The following is a 23482-nucleotide window of genomic DNA, read 5'->3' as shown; positions in this document are numbered from 1 at the left end:
TTTCGGTACAAGATTTTCACCGACCTATTCTAAAAATATATCCTTTCGAATACACATACAATCCCAATAAAATCAATAAGTTGGCATTGTCGGATCAATTTCGCGTGACCAGGCCAGCACACCACCGGTTACATTTTTAACATTCTTGAATCCGCTTTTTTTGAGGAAATTCTGGGCGGATTTGCTGCGGGCACCGGAACGGCAAAACACCAAAATCTCTGCTTCGGTATCCAGTTTACCCAGATTATTCGGCAGGGTGTTCAACGGAATCAGGATGGAATTTTTCAGCGTGCAGATCTCCACTTCGGCAGGTTCGCGGACATCCAGCAACACAAAATCTTCGCCGGCTTCCATTTTTTCGTGCAATTCGCGCACGCTGATTTCGTCGTCCGTATTTCTTCGAAAAAACATATTATCTTCTCCACAGTTTAGTTCAGTTTCTGACAAAGTAGTTATCGACGGATTTTTGCCGCAAACAGGGCATTTCTCATTTTTACGTAATTTAAGCGTTTCAAAACGCATGGATAATGCGTCGAACAACAGCAATTTTCCGGTGAGCGTATCGCCGGTTCCGGTAATCCATTTGATCACTTCCATCGCCTGAATGCTGCCGATAATGCCGGGCAGCGCACCGATAACGCCGGCTTCCGCGCAGTTCGGGATTTGCGCTGGCGGTGGCGGATTCGGATAAACACAGCGATAACAAGCACTTATGCGCGCATCAAAAATTGATACTTGCCCTTCGAAGCGAAAAATACTGGCATAAACATTGGGTTTTCCCAACATCACGCAGGCATCGTTAATGAGGTAACGGGTGGCAAAATTATCCGTTCCATCCGCGATAATGTCGTATTCGCGAATGATGTCCAGCGCGTTTTCCGCTCGCAGCGGTAAATTATGGGAGATCAGCCGCACATTCGGGTTGAGATCTGCAATGCGATGTTGCGCCGAAAGGGTTTTCAGCTGCCCAATATCGGATTCGCCATATAAAATTTGACGTTGGAGATTGCTGCGATCCACAACGTCAAAATCGACCAATCCGATGGTGCCGACACCGGCAGCAGCCAGATACAGCGCCAACGGTGATCCCAATCCACCCGCGCCGACGATCAGCACTTTTGCAGATTTTAATTGCACCTGTCCAGCTTCGCCGATTTCCGGCAGCGAAATATGCCGGGCATATCGCAAATACTCCTCTTTGCCCAGCGATTTGTTGGCTGCGTTGGTTACTTTTGTCAAATTTATATTTCTGCGAGAACGCTAAAAATCGTCATCGGCGTCCATTTCGCCTTGATTTTGGTTCCGGCGTTCAGGTTTGTTATTATTGAAGTTAAATCGCACGTTTAGCATCACCATCGGCGACTGGCGATTCCATGAACTGAAGTTGTAAAATCCCGGCCCTTCGGAAACGGACTCGCGGCTGGCAGAATCAAACAAATCCCGGATCTGCAACGTTGCAATCACTTGTTTCTGGATAAATTCGTATCGCAGCGCGCTGTTCACCATAAAAAATCCCGATTCGCGCCGTTGCGAAGAAACCGAACGGCTGCGGTAGCTGCCATCCACCTGCAACTGAAAATCTCTGGTTATTTTGATCGAATTACTGATCCGGCTGCCCCAATTGAAGCTTTCGCGATCAAATGATTCATCGAAAAGCGTGCCTTCCACCCGGTAATTATACAAATTCCCGATGAGATTGACATTCCATTTTTTGGTGACATCCAGATTCAACAGAAATTCACTGCCCAGCGCATAATCTTTTCCGACATTCCGGGTAGTGTGCAACGTGATATTGTCCGCATAAACAGAGCGAATCCGCTCAATTTTATTGTTGGTTTGCCGGAAATAAGTCTCTACAGAAAACAGGTTTTTGCCAAAATAGGTTTGCATTCCCAATTCGTAAGAATCGATATATTCCGGTTGCAACGCCGGGTTTCCGATGCGAATGTTATACGCATCAATCCAGGTTTCGAACGGCTCCAGTGACCAGCCGCGCGGACGATCGATGCGACGAGTGTAGCTGGCCATCATTTGCTGACCACCCGGAAATTTAAAGGAGCTGTGTATCGTCGGAAAATAATCCCACCGGTCTATTTTGAACGGATCGTTGCTGTCTTCGTAAAAAATTTCGCGTCCGGTGTATTCGCCGCGCAAGCCAAACTGAACGCCCAGCGATTTGTATTCGCCGGCAAACATTCCGTAAACCGCATGAATGCTTCGCTTATATTTTGAATAGTTATTGAACGCCGTTTGCTCAACGTAATCATTTACATCTGTGTCGAATTCAAAAAGTGCGGTGTTGTCGGTCGAATTATCAACATCGGTGGTGTAGCCAAACTCCATTTTTGATGTTTCAGAGAGCGGTCGCTCATAATCGAGCCGTGAACTGAAATCGCTGCTGGGCCCATTTTCGGTGGTGCGACGGCCTTCGGTGATTTCCGCAGCATTATTGAGCAATGCGTTGGAGCTCATTTCATCAGATTCGCGATAGTTCCACGATAATCGCGCACTGAGTTCGTGCCCTTTCATCCCGAATTTGTGCTGATAATTTGAATGAATCGCATAAAAATATCCGCTGCGCTCACGTTCGGTTGAATTGGTATAAATGACCGGTTCGGGCGCGAGGCTGGTCCATTCATCGTATTCCTGACTCGCATCGCGATCGGAAGTGCGATCGCCGACCCGCGCGCCAAAGCTCAAAATATCGTCACTTGTCAAAAAATAATCGAATCCGGCGCGCAGCCCCATATTGATTCGTCCGCGTTGCGATTCGCCTTCAGAATACAAAAAGGAGGTCACGCCATCGCGGGTGGTGCGGTTTTCATCGATATCGTTGCCGGAATAATTACGGCGATTGTAATCGACGCTCAACACCGTGCTGTATCGTTCGGTTTTGTATTCAACGGTTCCGTCGATGCCGTATTTGTCGTCCAAACCGGCGTTGACATTGGCAAAACCGCTGCGACCGGATTTGCGGTTTTTCTTCAAAATAATGTTGATAATTCCGGCGGTTCCCTCCGGGTCAAATTTTGCGGAAGGATTGGTGATAATTTCGATATTGGCAATGGTGCTGGCAGGAATTTGCTGCAACGCATCGCTGGCATCGAGGATGGTCGGGCGCCCGTCGATGAGCACCCGGAAACTGCCGCTGCCGCGCAAACTGACGTTACCTTCGATATCCACCCGGATAGACGGCACGTTTTCCAGCACATCCACCGCAGAGCCGGAAGTTGCAGTGAGCTGCCCCTCCACGTTGATCACTTTTTTGTCGATTTGATACGAAATCGGCGCTTTTTCGCCCTCAACTTCCACCGCATTCATGCTGACTGTGGATTGCCGGATGAGAATATTGCCAACGTCAACCGTGGGATTTCTGCGGGAAATCTGCACATCGTTGATGTGTTGGGTTTGGTAGCCCAAAAAATACACTTCTACATAGTATTTACCCGGACGCAAATTTTCCAACCGGAATGAGCCGTCCGATTGCGAAATAGTGCCGGTAACCTGGCTGCTGTCCGTCGCGTTATTTAATACAATATTGGCGTATTCAACGGCACCTTTTGTTGCTGCATCCAGAATTTTTCCAGAAATAGTGCCTTGCGGCCCACCACTTCTATTTTGTGCAGCGATTGGTGTTATCAATAAAAACAGACAGGCTAACCATCTGTTAATTATATACATATCAGTGTCCTTTTTCAACTCAGCTAAATTCTATTTTTCCAGATTTGGAGCATCCGGAGAAAAAGTTTACATCTACACCTATTTTTTTCAGGCTGGGGAAATAATAGTAATTTTTGATACCCAACTCAATATCATATTTTTTTCGATTGGTTAAAAAAGAAAACCTTCCGAAAGCCGGAAGGTTTTGAAGACAGAAGGATTGTGATTTCAAATTGTAATTAAACTTTTGGCAACTCCGGGTGGTTGCCTTTTGTGGGCAGATCGCTGCGCCCCATCAAAAATTCATCGACCGAGCGGGCAACCTCGCGACCTTCGGAAATTGCCCAAACAATCAGTGATTGCCCCATTCGCCCGTCGCCTGCTGCGAAAACGCGGGGTGCAGCGGTTTGATAATTATCACCGGTTTGAATATTGCCGCGCTGATCGAAGGTTACGCCGAGTTCATCCAGCCAACTGCCTTTTTCCGGGCCAGTGTAACCGATGGCGATCAGCACCAAATCTGCCGGCCAGGTGCGTTCCGTACCGGGTATTTCGATGATCTGATGCGGCTTGCCTTTTTGAACCAGTAACTCCACATCTATCGTATTAACATGAGTTAACCGGTTTTTATCACCAAAAAATGTTTTGGTGAGCACCTTCCATTCGCGATTGCAACCTTCCTCATGCGATGTGCTGTTGCGCAGTTTGTCCGGCCAAAACGGCCACGGCTGATGCGCCGGTCGTCCCTCCGGCGGTGTTTCGTGGTAATCAAAATTGGTGATGGAAATTGCGCCCTGCCGGTTGGCTGTGCCAATGCAATCGCTGGCGGTATCGCCGCCGCCGATGACGATAACGTGTTTGCCCGCCGCATCGATGCGACTGCCGTTGTAACTTGCCGGATTTTCCCCGTTGCAAATGCGGTTTTGCTGGGTGAGATAATCCATCGCAAAATGGATGCCGTGCAAATCGCTGCCGGGAATGTTGTTGAGCCGGCGCGGTTTGGTTGCGCCGATGCACAGCACAATTGCGTCAAATGTTTTGAGGTCGGCAACTGATACGCTGTCGCCCACCGCCGCGTTGGTGACAAATTCGATGCCCTCCGCTTTCAGAATTTCCAATCGGCGATCGAGCACGCTTTTGTCCATTTTGAAATCGGGGATGCCGTATCGCAGCAATCCGCCGATGGCGTCATCACGCTCGAAAACCGTCACTGAATGTCCGGCTCGATTCAATTGCTGCGCCGCCGCCAATCCCGCCGGACCGGAGCCGATCACCGCAAGGGATTTTCCGGTTCGCTTTTCGGGCGGCTTTGCTGTCACCCAACCGTTTTTGAATGCTTTTTCGATGATCGATTTTTCGATGATTTCAATCGTCACCGGTGGATCGGTGATGCCCAAAACGCAGGATTCTTCGCACGGTGCCGGGCACAATCGCCCCGTAAACTCCGGAAAATTGTTGGTTGCAGCCAGTTGGCGATACGCCTCTTCCCAACGATGGTTGTAAATCAGCTCGTTCCAATCCGGGATCAAATTGCCCAACGGACAACCAACGTGACAAAACGGCACGCCGCAATCCATGCAGCGGGCAGCCTGTTCGCGCACTTTTTTTCCGGGAAAATGGGTGTAAATTTCGCCGTAATCCTGCACACGAACATCCACCGGGCGACGTTCCGGCATCTCGCGCTGAAAGGTTTTGAATCCGATTATTTTTGCCATTTGAGCAATCCTAAGCTATTGTTTTCATTGTTCTTGAATCAGACAGTAAGGGCGAACGGCCGTTCGCCCCAACATCGCAATTTGACCCATCACGCGCCGCGTTTGACCATTCTGGTTTGCATATTTTGATTTTTCAATCGTTCTTCCGCAATTCGTTCGAGCGCCTGTTTGTAATCGCGCGGCATCACTTTCACAAATTTGGGCAGAAATTCGTCCCAATAATTGAGGATGCAGCGCGCCAGCGAACTGTCGGTAAACAGCAAATGGTTTTCGATGAACCGTTTCAATTCCGCAACATCACCGATATTTTCCAACGGCTCGAGATCGACCATTTCCGTGTTGCACAAATATTCGCGGAAACTGTGCGAATCGTCCAGCACGTATGCGATGCCGCCGCTCATCCCCGCCGCAAAATTGCGTCCGGTTTTGCCGAGCACCACTACCCGTCCGCCAGTCATGTATTCGCAGCCGTGATCGCCGATGCCCTCGACAACAGCATTTGCACCGCTGTTGCGAACCGCGAACCGCTCGCCCGCAATCCCGCGAATATACGCTTCGCCGCTGGTTGCACCATACAGCGCCACGTTTCCGAGGATGATGTTTTCTTCCGGTTTGAACGTTGCAGCTTTGTCCGGTGTGATCACCAGTTTTGCACCGGAAAGCCCTTTTCCGAAATAATCGTTGGCATCGCCATTGATGCGAAACGTGATGCCTTTTGCACCAAATGCGGCAAAACTTTGCCCGGCAGCGCCGTTGCAGGTGATGGAAATGGTATCTTCCGGCAACCCGTTTTCGCCGTATTTTCGGGAAATTTCGCTGCTGAGCATCGTGCCGACGCTGCGGTTCACGTTCCAGATATTGGTTTCAATCTGCACTTTTTTGCCGTTTTCCAACGCGGGTTTGGCTTTTTCGATCAGCGAATGATCGAGTTGCTCATCCAATTCGTGATCCTGTTGTTGGGAGCAAAACAGCGTGGAATTGCGATGCTGACGATGCGGTTTGTGCAGTAATTTGCTCAAATCGATGCCGCCGGCTTTCCAGTGTCCGACCGCCGGATCCATTTGCAATCGCTCGGTTCGCCCGATCATTTCGTTGAGCGTGCGATAGCCAAGTTGCGCCATAATTTCCCGCAATTCCTGTGCGACCAGATAAAAATAATTGATCACATGCTCCGGCTGTCCGTTGAATTTTTGGCGCAATTCCGGGTCCTGCGTAGCGATGCCCACCGGACAGGTGTTGAGATGGCAGACGCGCATCATCACACAGCCCATCGCGATAAGCGGCGCGGTCGCAAACCCGAAATCCTCCGCGCCGAGCAGCGCGGCGATAGCCACATCGCGACCGGTTTTGAGCTGCCCGTCCACTTCCACGGTAATCCGGCTGCGTAAGTCGTTTAAAACCAACGTTTGGTGCGCTTCCGCCAAACCGAGTTCCCACGGCAATCCGGTGTGTTTCAGCGAAGTGAGCGGCGATGCGCCGGTGCCGCCGTCATGTCCGCTGATCAGCACCACATCCGCTTTGCCTTTCGCAACACCCGCTGCAACCGTGCCCACACCCACTTCGGACACCAGTTTGACGTTAATTCGCGCCCGCGAATTGGCATTTTTGAGATCGAAAATGAGCTGCGCCAAATCTTCAATTGAATAAATATCATGATGCGGCGGCGGCGAAATCAGCCCGACCCACGGCGTTGAATGGCGCGTTTTAGCAATCCACGGATACACTTTGAACGCCGGCAACTGCCCGCCCTCGCCGGGTTTGGCGCCCTGCGCCATTTTGATCTGGATTTCATCGCAGTTGACGAGGTAGTGACTGGTTACGCCGAATCGCCCGGAGGCAACCTGTTTGATGGCGCTGCGCCGCAGATTTCCGTTGCCGTCCGGCAAAAATCTGTCGGCATCCTCCCCGCCCTCGCCGCTGTTGCTGCGCCCGCCAATGCGGTTCATGGCAATCGCCAGCGATTCGTGCGCCTCTTTGCTGATCGAGCCGTAACTCATCGCGCCGGTTTTGAACCGTTTGACAATTTCTGTCCAATCTTCGACCATGTGCAGCGGAATTCGCTCGCGATCGTTGATGCGAAAATCGAGCAATCCGCGCAGCGTTCCGGCATCTTTGTTGCGCTGATTCACCAAATCAGCAAATTCTTTGTATGATTTTGGATCGCGTTGGCGCGCCGCCTGTTGCAATCTGGCAATGCTCAGCGGGTTGAAATGGTGCGATTCGCCATCGCGACGCCATTGATATTTTCCGCCAACAGTGAGATCCGGATTTTCGGAAATTTCCCGCTCCGGATACGCCAGTTGAAATCGCAGCTGCACTTCCCGGTGAATACCATCCAAACCGATGCCACCGATGCGCGACGGCGTGCCACAGAAATATTTGTCCACCACCGCGTCGCTCAATCCGATTGCCTCGAAAATTTGCGCGCCCTGATAACTTTGCAGCGTGGAAATGCCCATTTTGGACATCACTTTGAGAATGCCTTTGCCAATCGCGTCGATGTAGCGGCGAATCGCCGTTTTCGCATCGAGACTGGATAAAATGCCGCGTTCCTGCAAATTTTCGATGGTTTCGAAGGCGAGATACGGGTTGATCGCACTGGCGCCGTAACCTACCAGCAAACAGAAATGGTGCACTTCGCGCGGTTCGGCACTTTCGATAACCAGTCCGCAGCGGGTGCGCAATTTTTCGCGAATCAAATGATGGTGCACTGCGGATGTTGCCAGAGCTGCCGGAATCGGCGCATTGGCATTGTCCGCTTTTTGATCGGAAAGCACAATAATTGCCGCACCTTCGCGAACCAGTTCTGCTGTACGGGCACACAATCGTTGAATGGCATTTTCCAGCCCGGCAGCGCCTTCCACCACCGGATAAATAATGTCCAGCGTTTCGGATCGAATGTCGCCGACCATCGAGCGGATTTGCGCGAGCTGTTTGTTGGTGAGAACCGGCTGATCGAGTTTGAACAACCGGCAGTGCTGCGGCGTTTCGTGGAAAATATCCGAATCTTTTCCGATGCTCAATCCCAGCGACGTAACCAGTTCTTCGCGCATTGCGTCCAACGGCGGGTTGGTCACCTGCGCAAACAATTGTTTAAAATAATCATACAGCAATCGCGGTTTTTGGGAGAGCACCGCCAGCGGCGTATCGTCGCCCATCGAGCCGATCGGCTCTTTGCCATCTTTCGCCATCGGCGAGAGCAGCAATTTCAAATCTTCCTGCGAATAGCCGAACAATCGTTGGCGCTGTACCAACGTTTCCGGGTTGCCGCGATAATATGTTTGGGGATCAGCCAAATCAGCAAAATCGACCTGATTATTTTTGAGCCACTCGCCATACGGCTGACGCGCCGCCAGTTCGCGCATAATTTCCGCGTTTTCGACGATGCGCCCTTTTTTCATATCGACGAGGAACATTTTTCCCGGTTCCAGCCGCCCTTTTGCAGCAACTCGATCCGGCGGGATATCCAGCACACCCGTTTCCGACGCCATGATCACATAGCCTTTTTTGGTGATCGTATATCGCGCCGGACGCAATCCGTTGCGATCGAGCACCGCACCGATAATTTCGCCATCGGTGAACGGCACAAATGCGGGACCGTCCCACGGCTCCATCAAACAGGCGTGATATTCGTAAAATGCTTTTTCTTCGGGCGACATACTTTGGTGGTGTTCCCATGCTTCGGGAATGAGCATCAGCATGGCATGCGGGAGCGAGCGACCGGTGTGATAAAGCAGTTCCAGCGCGTTGTCCAGCACTGCGGAGTCGCTGCCGCCGGGTGTGGCGATCGGGAAAATTTTCTGCATATCCGCACCAAAATCATCATTTTTGAACAACGATTCGCGGGTGTGCAGCCAGTTCACGTTGCCGCGCAACGTGTTAATTTCACCGTTGTGGCACAAATAGCGGAACGGCTGCGCCAGCGGCCACGACGGAAATGTGTTGGTGCTGTATCGCTGATGCACCAGCGCCAGCGCGCTGACGAGGTTTTTGTTTTGCAAATCTTCGTAAAATGTTTCGATCTGGTCTGCCAATAGCAAACCTTTGTAAACCATCGTTCGGCTGGATAAGCTGGGTATGTAAAAGTATTGTTTTTCTTTGAGTTGCGACTCGCGAATTTGCCGTTCCATCACTTTGCGGATGACGAATAATTTTCGCTCGAAATCGCGATTGCTGCGGATGTTGCGCCCTTTTCCGATGAACACCTGCATAATTGAAGGCATTTTATCCTGCGCGGTTTTGCCGAGCACGGACGCATTCACCGGCACGCGCCGCCAACCGAGGAACTCCTGTCCTTCTTCTTCAATCACCCGTTCGAATTTCTGGATGCAGCAGGCGCGTTCAGTGGAGCTTCGCGGGAAAAAAATCAGTCCGGTTGCGTAATTGCCTTCGGCGGGCAAAGCGATGCTGAGCGGTTCGCAAACTTCCCGCAAAAACGCATCGGGAATCTGGATGAGAATTCCGGCGCCATCACCCGTGCCGCCATCGTGCCCGGTTGCCCCGCGATGGGTTAATTTGACGAGAATTTCCAACGCCCGTTCCACAACGTCGTGCGATTTTTCGCCATTGAGGCTGCAAATAAATCCTGCACCGCAGGCATCGTGTTCAAATTGCGGATCGTACAATCCCTGTTTGGATGGAAAAAACGAGGTATTTTCGCAACTGTTTCCGTTTTGTTGCTCTGGCAATAGCTCATTGGGCATAGGTCACCCTCCTTTGCGGTTGAATGTGAAAGCGAAGACAGTCGCACCCGAACCGCCGGGTTGAGCCAAATTGTCGCAAAAATGTGATCAAAAATTGAAGTGAAGACAGCGCAGATAAGACAAATTCTAAAATCTGTTGATTACGGAACCTGAATTTTTGGCGCGAAACCGCCGCGCCAATTTATCTTTTCCTTTACTCGACTTTTGGGGTTATGCAACAGCTTCGGGAGTATTCAGCAATTGCATGGCTTGCCGGGTAATCATCGCGCCCATTTCAATGGTTGAAACGGGTTTACCGTTTTCCACCCGTAAATCGGCGGTGTGGAAACCGTTTGCCAATGTGGATTCGATTGCTGACTCGATGGCACGAGCCGCTTCCGGCCGATTGAATGAATATTCCAGCATCATCGCGATCGACGCGATCATCGCTACCGGATTGGCTTTGCCCTGTCCGGCGATATCCGGCGCGGAACCGTGAACCGGCTCATACAACGGCGTGCCGTCGCCGATGCTGGCAGATGGCAACATGCCGATAGAACCGGTGAGCACGCTGGCTTCGTCGCTCAAAATATCGCCAAACAGATTGCCGGTGAGAATCACGTCGAATTGTTTGGGCCAGCGCACCAGTTGCATCGCGCAATTGTCCACGAGCATGTGATCGAGTTGCACATCGGGATATTCTGCAGCAACGGAAGCCACCACTTTTCGCCACAGTTGGGAAACTTCCAGCACATTCGCTTTATCTACCGAGGTCAATTTTCCACGGCGCTGGCGAGCTAATTTGAATGCTTTGTGAGCAATGCGCCGGACTTCTTTTTCGCTGTAAATCATTGTATTTACTGCACTTTTACCATCTGCAGAAATCTCAGCCGGTTTGCCAAAATAAATGCCGCCGGTCAATTCGCGAACCACCATTAAATCAATACCTTCGATAAGTTCGCGTTTTAGCGGCGATGCATCGACCAGCGTTTCATACACTTTCGCGGGACGCAAATTGCAATACACGCCGAGCGCGGCGCGCAATCCCAACAGTGCGCGTTCCGGTTTCAGGTGCGGCGGGTTGTTGTCGCATTCCGGCAATCCGACAGCGCCGAGCAAAACAGCATCTGCGTTTTGGCAGGCTTTTAACGTTTCATCTAAAATAGGGACGCCGTGCGTTTTTAAACAGCAACCGCCGGCCAAATGTTTTTCAAAAGTAAATGATAATTTTAGCGGTTTTTCGAGCGCTTTGAGCAGTTTCAACCCTTCGTTCATCACTTCGGGACCGATCCCGTCGCCGCCGATAATCGCTAATTTTATGTTATCTGCCATCCAATTCCTCGTCTATCCGTTCTGTTCCATATTCAGTAAAATCATGCAGTTAAAAAGGGTGCACCGAGACAGTGGAGCACTTCTTCCAACACGTAATTGACCATCTCTTCTGTGCCGACAGCCACGCCGTTTGGCACGGGCATATCGATGGTGTGATATCCGCGCGCCACAACTGCGGCAATCGCATCCTCGATGTTGTGCGCCGCCAGCGACATCCCGAATGAATAGTGCAGCATCAGCGCAATCGAATTCATCATCGCAATGGGATTCGCCAGATTTTTCCCGACAATTTTCTGGTCTGTATCGTGAATCGGCTGGAAAATGCTGACGCCGCTGCCCAAACAGGCGGACGCGAGCATCCCGACGGATTCGCTGAGTTTTCCGGCAGCTTCGTTTACTTTCATGGCGTAGCGCGATTCGCTGAAAATCACATCAAATTCATACGGTGAGCGATCGAGCATTTCAATGGCGTCGGTAATGTGAACCAGTTCCAACTTCACGCCGGGATATTCGGCATGGGTTTCTTCCACAATTGAGCGCCACATCCGGGAGCTGGTGGGGCTGCTCAAATCGGTTACTGCGGTCAATTTTCGGCGGCGAATTTGTGCCAACTGGAACGCCCTTCGGGCAACCCGGCGGATTTCGCTTTTGCTAAACGTGCTGCGTTCCGGGGTGGTTTCCCAATGCGCATTTTTGTGAGCTATCTCGTGATAATAATAGCCGTTACGCATGGTTTGCACCACCACAAAATCGATATTTTTGGTAACGGTAGACGTTACCGGGAGGTGCTGCGGCACCACATTTCGCACCCGAATGGAGCGAATATTGCAATAAGCGCCCAGTCCGGTGCGCAGTTCCACCAACGCATGTTTGGGTCGCAATTCATCGGGATTTTTATCGTATGCAGCATCGCCGACCGGGCCGAGCAGCACTGCATCGGCAGCCTGGCAGGCTTCCAGCGTTTCCGCACTCAGCGGCACGCCAAATTGTTTCATCGATTTGCCGCCAACGGGCAATTCCTCAAATTCGAACCGCAGATCAAACGGTTCTTCCAACGCGCGTAATAGTTTTACGCTTTGCTGCATAATTTCCGGCCCCACGCCGTCGCCCGGCAGCAAAACGATTTTTTTAACACTGGGTCCCTCATGCATGAACAGATCCTCCAATCATGCCTTTTTTCCGGGCGTATGCGAAAATTCCCCCCGCCTCCAGAATTTCAGCCACCTGGCCCAATCCTTTGATGGGAAACGACTCGCCTGTCCGGTGATTAATAATTGTTCCTTCGTCAAAATTGATTTCTGCTTCGTCGCCGGTTTGGAAGTGATTTACCAACACATCAACCGATTCTGCGGGAATGACAAAACCGCCATCCACCGCGTTGCGATAAAAAATGCGGGCATAACTGGGCGCAACCACCACTTTTGCACCAGCAATTTCCAATGCCGCGGGTGCATGTTCGCGTGACGATCCGCATCCGAAATTTTTCCCGGAAACGATAATCGAAAAGTCGCTTTCGTGTTTTCCTTCTGCAACAAATGGGATGTTGCCCTTCGGCAAACCGGATGCCTCGATCGGCACACCGGAGAGGGCGTATTCACCGTATTTTTCCCGTTCGCCCGGTTTTTCCAGGCTGTAAACCAAATATTGCGCGGGAATAATTTGATCTGTATCGATGTCATCACCCACGACAAACACTTTTCCTTTGATCACTTTTTCCATTATTCGATAACCGTTTTCTGATTTTTTTTCGATTCCAAATTATTGATTTCTATGAAAATATCCTACACCAAAACTTCGAATTCCCGGGGATCGGTAATTTTTCCGGTGATCGCCGAAGCTGCAACGGTGTATGGCGAAGCCAGGTACACCTGCGCCTGTTTGGAGCCCATTCTTCCGGGAAAATTGCGATTAGTAGTGGAGATACACACTTCATCATTGTTCAACCGGCCGAAAGTATCCGACGGTCCGCCGAGGCACGCCGCGCAGGATGCGTTGCCAATTTTGGCACCGGCATCTTCGAAAATTTGCCAGAGTGTGCGTCCGTCCATTGTGGCTTCTTTCAACTGCTCGGCAATTTGGATGGTTGCCGGAACAACATACGTATCCACGCCCACCCGGTGATCCTTCAGGATTTCCGCTGCCGCCCAAAAATCGGAAAATTTGCCCCCGGTGCAGGAACCAATATACGCACGATCCAGCCGCGTATCAATCACTTCATCGATAGTGGTTTTGTTATCCGGCGAGTGCGGTTTGGCGATCATCGGTTTCAAATCTTCCGCACGATAGCGGCGAACACTGTGGAATTTGGCATCGGGATCGTTGTGGAAAATCTCGTAAGTTTTGGTGGTGCGTTGCTGAACATATGCTTCGGTTTTGGCATCCGCGGCGATCACACCGTTTTTCCCGCCGGCTTCGATAACCATATTGCAGAGCGTCATGCGGTCTTCCATCGTCATCGCTTCGATGGCGCTGCCGGCAAATTCCATCGTGCGATAGGATGCGCCGTCCACGCCGATATCGCCGATAATGTTCAAAATGATATCTTTCGCCATTACGTAACGTGGGATCTCACCGTCGATTTCAAAACGCATGGTTTCCGGCACTTTCACCCATAATTTTCCGGTGCCGAGAATAAACGCAGCGTCGGTATTGCCGATGCCCGTGGCAAATTGCCCGAACGCACCGGCGGTGCAAGTGTGCGAATCTGTGCCAAAAAGCACTTCGCCAGGACGTGTCCAGCCTTCCTCCGGCAGTGCGATGTGGCAAACGCCTTTGTAACGGCTGGTGCCCACATCGTAAAAATGCGGTAAATCCTGCTCTTTGGCAAAATCCCGCAAAATATCGATGTTCCGGTTCGCGTGTTTGTCTTCCGTAAAAATGTAGTGATCTGGAATAATCACCAGTTTATCGCGATCCCACACTTTGGCGTTCGCGCCAAATTCGCGTTTGAAAATACCGATAGTCGGCGGTCCGCAAACATCGTGCGTCATCAGCACATCCACGTTCACCCAAACATTTTCGCCCGCTTCCACCCGTCCGTACCCGGCGGCTTTTGCCAAAATTTTTTCCGTAATATTCATGCCCATTGTCGTTCAGCCTCTATTCTTCAAATGGTTTTTAATTTGACTCAGCTCTCGTTGTGAATCATCTCTTTCAACGCCATTTTCACTGAAACGTTGCTGCCATTGATCGCATTTTTATGCGACACGTTCTTTTGAAAATTCGGAAGTTACGATCCAGCCACCACTTCTCAAAATTTCTTGCAAATCTTTTTGATTCACAACTTTTTTTTCGTCCGCGACTTTTAAAAATGTTTCATAAACTTCCTGCAAGGTATCGCTGCCGAGTTCCACACCCAATTCCGAACAGCGTTTTTGCAGCGCGTGGCGGCCGCTATGTTTGCCCAAAACGATATTGTTTCCGGTAACGCCGACAGATTCAGGCGTCATTATTTCATAAGTTAACGCATTTTTCAGCACGCCGTCCTGATGAATACCTGCTTCGTGGGCGAAAGCGTTTTTTCCGACAATCGCTTTGTGCGGCTGCACGGAAACACCGGTGATTTCGGTGAGCAGATTGCTGGTCGGAAAAATTTCGCGGGTGTTGACGTTGGTTGCGGTTTGCATAATTTCGCCGCGAACGTTCAGCGCCATCACAATTTCTTCCAATGATGCGTTGCCTGCGCGCTCGCCGATGCCGTTGATTGTGCATTCAATCTGATCCGCGCCGTTGCTGATCGCCGCCAGCGAGTTCGCCACCGCCAGTCCCAAATCGTTGTGGCAATGCGCGCTCAAATGGATGTTTTTCGCTTCCGGCAATTGACGCCGGATTTCTGCGAAAATGTTGCCGTATTCTTCCGGTAGTGCGTATCCTACCGTATCGGGTAGGTTAACCGTTGCCGCGCCGGATTCGATCGCCGCTGCGGTCACGTCCACCAAAAAATTGACGTCGCTGCGGCTGGCATCTTCCGCGGAAAATTCCACATTCGCGCACAAACCGCTCGCGTGCGACACCATTTCGCGAACGGCAGCCAACACCTGTTTGCGGCTCATGCCCAATTTGTAATGCAAATGAATGTCGCTGGTGGCGATAAACGTGTGAATTCGCGGCGAAACCGCATGTTTTATCGCTTCCCACGCGCGGTCGATGTCCTCTTTTTTGGCGCGGCAAAGCGCCGCGATGGTGGCGCGTTCCAGCACATCCGCAACCGCTTTTACAGCCACAAATTCGCCGGTTGAAGCAATCGGGAAACCGGCTTCGATGATGTCCACACCCAGTTTTTCGAGCTGAAGCGCCATGCACACCTTTTCATCGAGGTTCATGCTGCAACCGGGCGATTGTTCGCCATCGCGCAAAGTCGTATCGAAAATATAGATGTTACGAGGCATAATGCGGTTCCTCCCGTGGCTGTTCAACGTGTTGTTTTTTATAGAGAAAGAAGGTGTAAGAATCAACCAGCGCCTGCCAACTGGCTTCGATAATATTTTCCGAAACGCCCATGGTTGACCAACGCTCGTCACCCGCCTGCGACTCGATGAGCACGCGAACGCGGGACGCAGTGCCGCTGCCGTTTTCCGCAAGCACGCGCACTTTGTAGTCCACCAGTTTCACCAGCGCGATGTCCGGGAAAAAGCGCACCAGCGCTTTGCGCAGCGCGTTGTCCAGCGCATTCACCGGACCGTCACCTTCGGCGGCGGTGTGTTCGATGTGCCCGTCCACCGAAACGCGGATGCTGGCTTCGCTGCGCGGCTCGTTTTCCGCGTCGCGTTCCACATTGATGCGCAATCCGGTCAGGCTAAAAAATGTGGGCACTTTGTTGCGGCGTCGTTCCACCAACAATTCAAAACTGGCTTCGGCGGCTTCAAAATAATAGCCGTTATGTTCCAGCTCTTTCACCTGCTGCACCACTTCCTTCACTTCGTTGGATGCGGCGGTTTCCAGCCCGAGTTCCGCCATTTTGTAAACCACGTTGCTGCGCCCGCTCAGATCGCTGACCAGCACGCGGCGACTGTTCCCGACGGTTTCCGGGTGGATGTGTTCATACAGCACCGGATCTTTCATCACCGCGCTGACATGCACACCGCCTTTGTGTGCGAACGCGCTGTTGCCGACAAACGCGGCTTCGTCGCGCGTGGCGACGTTGGCGAGTTCGTACACATATCCGGAGAGATCTTTCAAACCCTGCAAACTTTCCGGGCGAACGCAGCTAAAGTCTAATTTTAACTGAAGGTTAGCAATTGCCGAAATGAGGTTGGCGTTGCCGCAGCGTTCGCCAAATCCGTTGACAGTTCCCTGCACATGACGCGCCCCGGCGCGAACGGCGCTGAGCGTATTTGCCACTGCCAGTTCGCCGTCGTTGTGCGCGTGAATGCCGATTTTACAATCGAATTCCGACACGACGCGTTGGGCAATTTCATAAACTTCCGTCGGCAAACTGCCGCCGTTGGTATCGCAGAGCACCAGCACATTTGCGCCGGCTTGTGCGGCGGCACGCAGCGTTTTCAGCGCGTAATCGGGATTATTTTTATAGCCGTCGAAAAAATGCTCGGCGTCGTACACCACTTCGCGACCGTGCGATTTGAGATACGCCACGGAGGAATAAATCAACTCCAGATTTTCCTCCAGCGAAACGCCCAGCGCCTTTGTCGCGTGCAGCGACCAGGTTTTCCCGAAAATGGAGATTGCCGGGGTTTCCGCCTGCAGCAACATCTGCAAATTGTCGTCCGTTTCCGGCGAACGGTCCGCGCGGCGGGTGCTGCCAAAGGCAGTCAGTTTGCTGAACTGCCATTTTTCCTTTTTCGCGCGATCAAAAAATACGGCGTCTTTGGGATTGGAGCCGGGCCAGCCACCCTCGATAAAGTGCATGCCAAATTCATCCAGCCGCCGGGCGATGTTCAATTTATCTTCAACCGAAAAATTTATTTTTTCGCCCTGCGAACCGTCCCGGAGCGTTGTATCAAATAATTCGACAGCCGTTTTCATTGGAAGTCCTCTCTGTTTTTGCAATTCTGCGGGTTATTTTTTCACCCAGCTCATCATGTCGCGAAGTTTTTTGCCCACTTCTTCAATTTGATGCGTCGACAATTGGCGACGTTTGGCGTTCAAAATCGGTTGCTCGGCCTGATTTTCGAGAATCCATTCGTGCGCGAATCGACCTTCCTGAACATCCGCCAGCATTTGTTTCATCGCTTTTTTGGTGTCATCGGTGATGATTTTTGGTCCGCGCGTTAAACCGCCGTATTCCGCGGTTTCGGATACGGAATAATACATCCCTTCGATGCCGCCTTCGTAAAACAAATCCACAATCAGCTTCAATTCATGCAAACATTCAAAGTATGCGATTGCGGGTTGATAACCTGCCTCCACCAACGTCTCGAAACCGGCTTTCACCAGTTCGGACACACCTCCGCAGAGAACCGCCTGTTCACCGAACAAGTCCGTTTCGGTTTCTTCTGCAAAATCTGTTTCGATGACGCCTGCGCGGGTGCCGCCGATCCCGTCCGCATACGCCAGCGCGGTTTCGTGCGCTTTGCCGCTGGCATCCTGATACACCGCCAGCAAACAGGGCACACCGCCGCCGCCCGCATACACTCGGCGCACCAGATGTCCCGGGCCTTTCGGCGCGACCATCCAGACATCCACATTTTCCGGCGGTTTAATTTGCCCGAAATGGATGTTGAATCCGTGCGCAAATGCCAGCGCTTTGCCGCGGCCGAGATTGGGTTTTACTTCTGTATCATACAATTTTTTCTGAACCTGATCGGGCGTGAGAAACATAATAATATCTGCCGCTTTGGTGGCATCCGCAACTGTTGCGACGCGCAATCCGTCTGTCTGCGCTTTTTCCCACGAGCGGCTGCCCTGATACAATCCGACAACCACATCGTAACCGCTTTCTTTCAGGTTCAGCGCGTGGGCGTGTCCCTGACTGCCGTATCCCAAAACTGCAACGGTTTTGCCGTTCAGTGCGGCTTTGTTTACATCTTTTTGATAATAGATTTTCATTGGAACCTCATCATAAATTGGTGACTGTTAGTGATTGTTTTTTCTTAGTTTGTCTCGCCCTGAAATTCGCGTTTGATGGCGATTCGTCCGGTTCGGGAAACCTCTTTCAATCCAAACGGGCGGAGCATGTTGATCATCGCCTGCACTTTGTCTTCGCTGCCGGTAGTTTCGATGGTCAGCGTTTGCGGGCTGATGTCCACAATTTTGGCGCGAAACACATCGACGATTTGCATAATTTCGGAGCGTTTGGACGGCAACGCCTGCACTTTGATCAGCGCCAGTTCACGATTGACGTAGCTTTCCATCGTGAGATCGTTTACGCGCAGCACGTCCACAACTTTGTTGAGCTGTTTGGTGATTTGCTCGATCACTTTATCATCGCCGTGCACCACAATCGTCATCCGCGACAAGCCTTCTTCCTCTGCATCACCGACGGACAGGCTGTCGATGTTGTATCCGCGCGCCAAAAACAATCCGGCAATTCGGGAAAGCGATCCCATTTTATTTTCAACCAGCAAGTTAATTGTGTGCCGCATCGTTATTCGCCCTCCACCATTTCGTGCAGCGCTGCGCCTGCGGGAACCATCGGATAGCAATTTTCTTCGCGGGCAACCTGCACATCCACCAAAACCGGCAGTTCTTTTTCCGCCATCATTTTTTGGAAAACGTCGCGCATTTCGGCGTGAGTGGTTGCGCGGAATGCTTTTGCGCCAAAGCTTTCGGCGTATTTCACAAAATCGGGATTGGTGCTGCCCAATTCCACATGCGAATAGCGATTTTCGAAAAACAGCTCCTGCCACTGGCGAACCATTCCCAAATAACCGTTGTTGACGATCACGATTTTCACCGGGATTTTATAGGCAACCGCGGTTGCCAATTCGCCGGAGGTCATCTGAAATCCGCCGTCACCGACGATGGCGATAACCGTGCGATCCGGGCAGGCAACCTGCGCACCCATTGCCGCCGGAAAACCGTAACCCATCGTGCCCAATCCGCCGGAGGATAGCCAACTGCGCGGCTGGGTGAATTTGTAATATTGTGCCGCCCACATCTGGTGTTGCCCGACGTCCACGGAAATGATGGCTTCGCCCCGAGTCAGTTCGGACAATTGCTGCACCACTTCCTGCGGTTTGATCACGTTCGGATCTTTTTTGAACCGCAGCGGATGCTCCGCTTTCCACTGATCGATGGTTTTCAGCCATTCGGCAGAATCGCATGGTTCAACATGCGGCATCAGCTCGGTCAGCACTTCTTTTACATCGCCGACAATCGGCAAATCGGCTTCCACATTTTTGCCGATGCAGGTCGGATCGATATCGATGTGAATTATCTGCGCTTTCGGGGCAAAGCCATCCAATCTGCCGGTAACGCGATCATCAAATCGCGAACCGATCGCGACGATCAAATCGGCTTCCTGCATCGCCATATTTGCGTACCAGGTGCCGTGCATGCCCAACATTCCCAAAGACAATGGATCGGTTTCCGGAAACGCGCCCAAACCTTGCAATGTTGTGGTTACCGGTGCTTTCAACCGGTGCGCGATTGCTGTTAGTTCCACATTGGCGTTGCTCAAAATTGCACCGCCGCCTGCATACAACACCGGGCGTTTGGATGCCGCCAGCATTTCTGCAGCCTTTTTCACCTGACGCGGATTGCCTTTGGAAACCGGTTTGTAGCCGCGAATTTCCACTTCGCGATCTTTGGCGGGATAATATTCGGTTTTGCTCAACAGCATGTCTTTCGGCAAATCGATCACCACGGGACCGGGGCGACCGGTCGTCGCGATGTGAAACGCTTTGTGAATCGTTTCCGGCAATTCCTCAACATGTTTCACCAAAAAGCTGTGTTTGGTAATCGGCTGGGTGATGCCCATCGTATCCGCTTCCTGAAACGCATCGTTGCCCATCAGCGAGGTTGGCACCTGTCCGGTGAACACCACCAGCGGAATGCTGTCCATAAACGCCGTTGCGATGCCGGTTACGGTGTTGGTTGCACCCGGTCCGGATGTCACCAAAATCACGCCCGGTTTTCCGGTTGCGCGGGCATATCCGTCCGCTGCGTGCGTGCCGCCCTGTTCGTGGCGGATAAAAATATGGCGAAGTTCCGGGCGTTTATACAGCTCGTCGTATACGCTTAACACGACGCCACCGGGATAACCAAAAATGGTATCAACACCTTCATCCAACAGACAACGAACAAAAATTTGTGCGCCGGTCATCATTTTCCCGGCAAAACCGGCATTCCCATTTTCAAATTTTGCAGCTTCCTGCTTTTCTTCCCGGGTCGTTCCTACAATCATTTCCAGAACCTCCGTCAAATTTAGTTTTTATAATACTTTAGAGATAATTTTTCGAGCCTTAAATGCAAATAAACAATTGCATTTTTTGAATTATTTTGTTGTTGCCGTCGATGGCACGGTTGATGTTGAGCCATTATTTCCGTTGCTTTTTTCCGGTTGGCGAACCACCGCCGGCGTTGGTGACCTCAATTGATTGACATCCAGAATTGCGCCGGTATTTGCCGATGTGACCATCGCAGCGTATCGCGCCAGCCAGCCTTTGGTTGCGCGCGGTTTCGGTGCCTGCCATGCGGCTTTGCGGCGCGCCAGCTCCGCATCGTCGATGAGAATTTCCAATTTATTGTTGGGTATATCGATGCTTATCAAATCGCCCGGTTGAACCAGCGCAATCGCGCCGCCGACTGCTGCCTCCGGCGATACGTGCCCGATACATGCGCCGCGCGTGCCGCCGGAAAACCGTCCATCGGTGATCAGCGCAACGTGATAGCCAAGCCCCATTCCCATAATATTCGCGGTTGGCGCGAGCATTTCCTGCATACCCGGACCGCCGCGCGGACCTTCGTAGCGAATCACAACCACATCACCTTTTTTCACTTTGCCGTTCAAAATACCGGCGCAGGCATCTTCCTGCGATTCGAAAACCACCGCAGGACCGGTGAACTGGTGCATGTGTTTTTCCATAGCGCCGGTTTTTACGACCGCGCCATCCGGCGCCAAATTGCCAAACAACACTGCCAAACCGCCTTTTTCCGAATGGGGATTTTCAATGGACAGAATCACTTCCGGATCTTTTATCTCGGCTCCGGAAATGTTTTCGCCGAGCGTTTTTCCGGTGACCGTGATGCAATTTTTTTTCAAAACACCTGATTTTTTGGCGATCTCATTCAAAATTGCGCTGATGCCGCCGGCGCGATCCACATCCTCAATGTGCCAATTGGATGCTGGCGATACTTTACAAATTTGCGGCACTTTTGCAGCCACTCCATTCAGTCGTGAAAGCGGATAATCCACACCCGCTTCGTGGGCGATCGCCAACGTGTGCAATACGGTGTTGGTGCTGCCGCCCATCGCCATATCTAACGCAAATGCGTTATCTAACGCATCCAATGTTACGATATCGCGCGGTTTCAGGTTGTTTTCAATCAACCATAAAATTTGTTTGGCAGCTTTGTGCAGCAGTTCCCGGCGTTCTTCGGAAATCGCCAAATAAGTACCGTTTCCAGGCAGACCCATTCCCAATGCTTCCATCAAACAATTCATGGAATTTGCGGTAAACATGCCGGAACACGATCCGCAGGTTGGGCAGCCATTGTCTTCCAACTCTTTCAATTCCGCTTCGTCGATAGTGCCGGACTGGAATTTGCCAACCCCTTCGAATACAGAAACGAGGTCAACTTTCCGCCCGTCGCTCATTCGACCGGCAGCCATCGCGCCGCCGGAAACAAAAATGGTTGGGATATTCACACGCATCGCGCCCATCAGCATTCCCGGCACAATTTTATCGCAATTCGGGATGCAGATCAGCCCGTCCAATTGGTGCGCTTCGGCAACCGTTTCCAGCGAATCTGCGATAATTTCGCGACTGGGCAGCGAATATTTCATCCCATAATGCCCCATCGCAATGCCGTCGTCTACACCAATAGTGTTGAATTCAAACGGAACGCCACCGGCTTCGCGAACGGCCGCTTTCACGATTTTGCCGAGTTCCTGCAAATGCACATGCCCCGGAATAATTTCGATAAACGAGTTGCAAATCCCGATAAACGGCTTGCTAAAATCGTCATCGGTTACGCCGGTTGCTTTTAGCAGACTGCGGTGCGGTGCCCGTTCAAAACCTTTTTTTATTGTGTCGCTTCGCATGAAATTCTCCATATTCAGCATTGAATATTTGATATTTACCATCTGCGAATACTCAAAATGCCAGCGGCATTCGTATTCACCTTCGCGCTTGTTTTAATTCAGCTTGGAGGCTTGGGTCGTGCTACTTACAACTGAGAGCGTTTGTTAGGCGATCTTAATTGTAAGTAGCTGACTAAGGAGGAGAATAATTGATGAAATAATAATTGAGGGGATAATAGGGAGGCTAATCGGGGAAATGGTTGCTGCAGCATACAGTTTGCCGGACATTTTAGCCGGGTTGATATACGTTCGTTGCCAAAATGGCACCTTCATCGCCTTACATTTAGAAACAACCATCGTTCCACTACCTCTCGCTTACTGCTTACTTTTTTCAAGCCACGTTGTAATTTTGGCTTGAGTGTTGCATTAAAGAACAATTGCTAATTTGTTGTCTTAAATCACAAACAAGAATCTTGCCAGAACAGATGAATAGAACTTAACGTTCTGTTTTAATTGGCTTTAGATACTTCAACTCTAAACATTTATTAAATTAGAGGGTGGTACAATATCACCGATTCAAATTTTGATCGGTTCTATATTTTTTAGTTATATTCATAACAAACAATATGTTACACATATTTGGGAACAATTGTGGCGTGAGGAACTTTTGTACCACCTATTTGGAATTTATTGACTAAAAAATGGCGTGGTCCCGCACTCAAAACACTAAAAAAACTGCCTTATTTTAGACATGGTGTATATTCCCGGGCAGAGACTCAACCGATTTACCTACCTTACCTAACATAATTGTGTGTTGCCAAAATAATTTCCCATTTGTAATTTAACAGAAAATATGTCGCCGCTACAATTTTGTGTATTTCGTTTAGAAACAAGTATTTGCGAGATATTATCTGATTCATTTTATTTGGTTTGTTAACCCACTATCCGGT

The 23482-nt window shown here is 50.9% G+C and carries 14 protein-coding genes; all 14 read right to left on the bottom strand.

Going from position 1 to position 23482, the window contains the following annotated elements:
• Positions 1-72: 72 nt before the first annotated feature.
• The 14 genes from moeB to ilvD all read right to left on the bottom strand — a co-directional run bounded on the left by moeB (position 73) and on the right by ilvD (position 22553).
• On the bottom strand, positions 73-1239 hold the full coding sequence (moeB, locus tag H6629_21100; GenBank protein MCB9070281.1) for a molybdopterin-synthase adenylyltransferase MoeB: 1167 nt from the start codon (positions 1237-1239) through the stop codon (positions 73-75).
• Positions 1240-1260: 21 nt separating this feature from the next.
• On the bottom strand, positions 1261-3681 hold the full coding sequence (locus tag H6629_21095) for a TonB-dependent receptor (GenBank protein ID MCB9070280.1): 2421 nt from the start codon (positions 3679-3681) through the stop codon (positions 1261-1263).
• 218 nt (positions 3682-3899) lie between these two features.
• Complete coding sequence (locus tag H6629_21090; GenBank protein ID MCB9070279.1) at positions 3900-5375, bottom strand: glutamate synthase subunit beta; 1476 nt, start codon at positions 5373-5375, stop codon at positions 3900-3902.
• Between the two features lie 89 nt (positions 5376-5464).
• A complete protein-coding gene (gltB, locus tag H6629_21085) occupies positions 5465-10078 on the bottom strand; it encodes a glutamate synthase large subunit (protein MCB9070278.1) in 4614 nt (1537 codons plus the stop codon).
• A 210-nt stretch (positions 10079-10288) separates the two neighbouring features.
• Positions 10289-11389, bottom strand: a complete 1101-nt coding sequence (gene leuB / locus H6629_21080; protein MCB9070277.1) for a 3-isopropylmalate dehydrogenase — start codon at positions 11387-11389, stop codon at positions 10289-10291.
• A 41-nt stretch (positions 11390-11430) separates the two neighbouring features.
• Positions 11431-12540 carry a hypothetical protein gene (locus H6629_21075; GenBank protein MCB9070276.1) on the bottom strand — a complete coding sequence of 370 codons (1110 nt, stop codon included), beginning with the start codon at positions 12538-12540 and terminating at the stop codon, positions 11431-11433.
• Entirely contained in the window at positions 12533-13108 is a 576-nt protein-coding gene (locus tag H6629_21070) for a 3-isopropylmalate dehydratase (protein MCB9070275.1), read from the bottom strand. The genes H6629_21075 and H6629_21070 overlap by 8 nt, the downstream gene beginning before the upstream one ends.
• 62 nt (positions 13109-13170) lie before the next feature.
• Positions 13171-14475 (bottom strand): 3-isopropylmalate dehydratase large subunit, encoded by a 1305-nt coding sequence (locus H6629_21065; protein MCB9070274.1) that lies wholly within the window; start codon positions 14473-14475, stop codon positions 13171-13173.
• A gap of 111 nt (positions 14476-14586) precedes the next feature.
• Positions 14587-15777: a 2-isopropylmalate synthase gene (locus H6629_21060; GenBank protein ID MCB9070273.1), complete on the bottom strand. Its 1191-nt coding sequence runs from the start codon at positions 15775-15777 to the stop codon at positions 14587-14589.
• On the bottom strand, positions 15767-17371 hold the full coding sequence (locus H6629_21055; protein ID MCB9070272.1) for a citramalate synthase: 1605 nt from the start codon (positions 17369-17371) through the stop codon (positions 15767-15769). The genes H6629_21060 and H6629_21055 overlap by 11 nt, the downstream gene beginning before the upstream one ends.
• A 33-nt stretch (positions 17372-17404) precedes the next feature.
• Positions 17405-18394, bottom strand: a complete 990-nt coding sequence (gene ilvC / locus H6629_21050; GenBank protein ID MCB9070271.1) for a ketol-acid reductoisomerase — start codon at positions 18392-18394, stop codon at positions 17405-17407.
• Positions 18395-18438: 44 nt separating this feature from the next.
• Complete coding sequence (gene ilvN / locus H6629_21045; protein ID MCB9070270.1) at positions 18439-18930, bottom strand: acetolactate synthase small subunit; 492 nt, start codon at positions 18928-18930, stop codon at positions 18439-18441.
• 2 nt (positions 18931-18932) lie between these two features.
• Positions 18933-20615: a biosynthetic-type acetolactate synthase large subunit gene (ilvB, locus tag H6629_21040; protein ID MCB9070269.1), complete on the bottom strand. Its 1683-nt coding sequence runs from the start codon at positions 20613-20615 to the stop codon at positions 18933-18935.
• A 168-nt stretch (positions 20616-20783) separates the two neighbouring features.
• Complete coding sequence (gene ilvD / locus H6629_21035; protein ID MCB9070268.1) at positions 20784-22553, bottom strand: dihydroxy-acid dehydratase; 1770 nt, start codon at positions 22551-22553, stop codon at positions 20784-20786.
• Positions 22554-23482 lie beyond the last annotated feature (929 nt).

It is taken from the genome of Calditrichia bacterium (assembly GCA_020634975.1).
Lineage (GTDB): Bacteria > Calditrichota > Calditrichia > RBG-13-44-9 > J075 > JACKAQ01.
This window is presented reverse-complemented; position numbering and strand designations above follow the sequence as displayed.